The sequence below is a fragment of the Adhaeribacter sp. genome, from assembly GCF_057359045.1.
Window position 1 is genome coordinate 1 of the sequence record NZ_JBMQUD010000106.1, and the last position, 3,401, is coordinate 3,401.

Genomic DNA, 3,401 nt, shown 5'->3' on the forward strand with positions numbered 1-3,401 from the left:
AGCGGCGCTGGCCGGTAAACACATTTATCTGCAAAAACCAACCTCACTCACCATTGAAGAAGGCCGGCAAATGAGCGATGCCGTGCGTAAATCAGGCGTTACATTTCAGTTGGGTAGCCAACAGCGTTCGGTTAGCCCCTGGCCACAGTTTAAAAAAGCCTGCGAGTTGGTCCGGAATGGCCGCATTGGTAAATTAAAAACTATTCACGTGGGTTTGCCTTCGGACCCCGCCGGCGGCAATACCACCGAAATGCCCTTGCCGGAAAATCTGAATTACGACATGTGGCTGGGTTCTACGCCTTATATTTATTATACCCAAGACCGCGTACACTCCCAAAAAGATGTTAATTCCCGGCCGGGTTGGTTGCGATGCGAGCAGTTTGGGGCCGGTATGATTACCGGTTGGGGCGTGCACCACATAGATATTGCGCATTGGGGCATGGATACCGAGTTAACCGGACCAATAGAAATAGAAGCCCGCGCCGACTTCCCGAAAAAAGGTTTATGGACGGTACACGGCGATTACGAAGTACAGGCCAAATATGCCAACGGCGTAAATATGATCATGAACAGCCAAAACCCGAACGGAATAAAATTTGAAGGAACTAACGGCTGGATTTTTGTAACCCGCAGTGAAGGCGGTGTAACCGCCTCGGACCCAAATGGTGCCGGTAAAAAAAATGAAGCTTTTACGGCCAGCGACCCAAAAATATTAACCTCTGTTATCGGCCCCAAAGAAACACACCTGTACGAAAGCCCGGAGCAGCACGGCAACTGGTTAGATTGTATTCAGAACAAAAAAGAAACCATAAGTCCGGCCGAAGTGGCTCACCGCTCTTGCAGCGCCTGTTTGCTGGCCCATATTGCCATGAAAGTGCCCGGTAAGTTGTACTGGGACCCCAAAAAAGAACAATTTACTGGTAACGTAGAAGCAAATAAAATGCTTTCCCGGCCGCAACGCTATCCCTACGGCACCAATTACGTGCTAACTAAAAAAAGTTAAAAATTCAATTTAGCTTAGAAGTATAGGATACCTACAATTTGTTAATTTATCCAGGCGGCTAGGTTTTTTAGCTTTAAATTATTGTGAATTACTATTTATATTTTAAGACGGATAAGATTTTGAAAAAGGTTTACTGTAAATTGTTATGGCTGCTTCTTCTATTTTCTACGAATATATATGGAGCGGGCTTAGCTGATTTTAACCGGCAGTTTAAATTATTGCCCCAACCGCAAAAAACGGAACTACTTTCGGGTAAAGGCATCAACTTTACTTCTTTGCAAGGCATTCAGCTAAAAGGCAAGGCGCAAAAACCGCTTCTTACCGGCTTATTGCAGGCCTTGCCGCTTTCGGCTGCTTCCGGCAAAGGCTTGCTGGTTTTAGAAATAAATCCCAATGTAAATATTCCGTCATTGGAAGGATATTGGTTGGAGATTAGAAACGGAAACGCTCATATTACAGCTAAAGGACAGGCTGGTATATTTTACGGTTGCCAAACGTTAAATCAATTATTGGAAGATTCCCGCGACGGACAAATTACCATTCCGGCCGTTAAAATCACCGATTACCCGGAACTAGCCTATCGGGGAGTGCACATTGATATAAAGCACCATTTAGATGTCGGAAATTATTATTACGAAGTAATCGACCGTTTGGCCCAAGTAAAAGTTAATGCCATTATTTTTGAATTCGAAGATAAACTGCGTTATACCCAGGCTCCTGTGGTTGGCGCAAGCCATGCTATTTCGGTAGAAGAATTTGCTGCTATTAGCCGGTATGCCCACGAACGGAATATAGAAATAAGCCCGTTGGTACAAGGTCTGGGGCACGCCTCCTTTATCTTAAAACACGAGCAATACAAGCATTTACGCGACAATCCAAAGTCCGACTGGTCTTTTGACGCTTTAAACCCAGATACTTATAAATTGCAATTTGCTTTGTACGACGATGCCATTGCCGCCACCCCGCACGGCAAATACCTGCACGTTGGTGGCGACGAAGTGGGCGGCTTGGGTATGTCGGAGTTGGCTAAAAAATCGGGTAAAAAACCTTTAGAGTTGCAAATGTACTGGCTGAATAAAGTATGCGAATACGCCCGGCAGCACAACCGTATTCCAATTTTCTGGGACGATATGCTATTTAAAATAGCGGGTTTATACGGCACTACCGGAAACGCTAAAATACCAGAAAACGAAGTAACGGCTCTTTGGCAGGCAAATGAAAGTAAGTTGAGCGAGAACATCCATTTATTTCCGAAAGATTGTATTTACATGCGCTGGAATTATGAGCATCCGGATATTTTGGGTAATAGAAACGCAATAGATTGGTATAAAAAACATAATTTAAAAGTAATGGCCGCCACCGCCGCGCAGAATAGGTGGCCCATGTTGCCCCGCAACCAATCTAACTTTAATGCTATTAAAAATTTTACCCGGCTGGCTTCCGACAAGCAAATGGATGGTATTTTGTGTACGGTTTGGGAAGATTCTTCCCCGCACTTTGAAACCATGTGGCGTGGCATTTTTAATTCTGCTGCGCTGGCCTGGAATTACGAAGATGTACCCGCAGATGCTTATAACGCCATGTTCCGGCACCGGTTTTATGCTCCGTCTTTAAGTAACCCAGAGTATGAATTCCAGGATTTACTAGAGCAGTCATTAGGTTTCTGGGATAAAGCTTTAACCCATAAAGGCAATAGAAATCAATACCCATATAACCTGGATTTAATTAATTTACCGAATGCTAAAAATGTTGGGGCCTGGCATAATACCTATCAGGAGAAAATTGCCCAAGCCCAGAAAGAAGTCTCCCGTTACCAATTAATAAAGGAAAGAATAAATAAAGCCGAAAAATTAGTTCGCCGGAATGAATATGCTTTAGCGCTCCTGAAGCAAATGAATGAATTGCAAATATATCCGGCTAATATGCTGTTGTTGCTTTCTGCTTATGACAAAGAAGACTCGGGCGCCGGCAAGCTCGCAGCTCTACAGAAAATACAAGATTATGCAGCAGGGTTTGAACAAATAAGAAATAATTATGAAAAGGTATTCTTTAAAACCCGGTTAGCCAACCCCACAAATTATCAATTAGATTCTAACGGACATAAACATTTAGCGGCCGGCACCGTCAATAGCGATTGGATGCATGTATACGAAATAGCGCTAAATACAAACATAGATGCCTGGGTTAAAGCAAATAAATAAAGGTGCAAGAAGGCCAGTATAATTAACATGACCATTTTTAAGTTATCATTCCTGAGCTCAATCCTTTTTTACTAGCAATCGCTTTCGAGCAAAAATTCTGGAGTGACCTTTGGATTTTTTATGCAATCTTTCTGCTGGTACTTATTGGGTTTTTCCTGGTTGTACTTATCTGGGTACTCTTGTTTTGGATGAAGAAT

2 protein-coding genes are annotated in these 3,401 nt (G+C 43.2%); both read left to right on the forward strand.

What is annotated here, in order from left to right:
- Positions 1 to 1,003: Gfo/Idh/MocA family protein (locus ACO1R6_RS15940; protein ID WP_486265956.1), on the forward strand; the 1,003-nt coding region annotated here is incomplete at its 5' end.
- 218 nt (positions 1,004 to 1,221) lie between these two features.
- Complete coding sequence (locus ACO1R6_RS15945; RefSeq protein ID WP_486265957.1) at positions 1,222 to 3,204, forward strand: family 20 glycosylhydrolase; 1,983 nt, start codon at positions 1,222 to 1,224, stop codon at positions 3,202 to 3,204.
- The last annotated feature ends 197 nt before the right edge of the window (positions 3,205 to 3,401 follow it).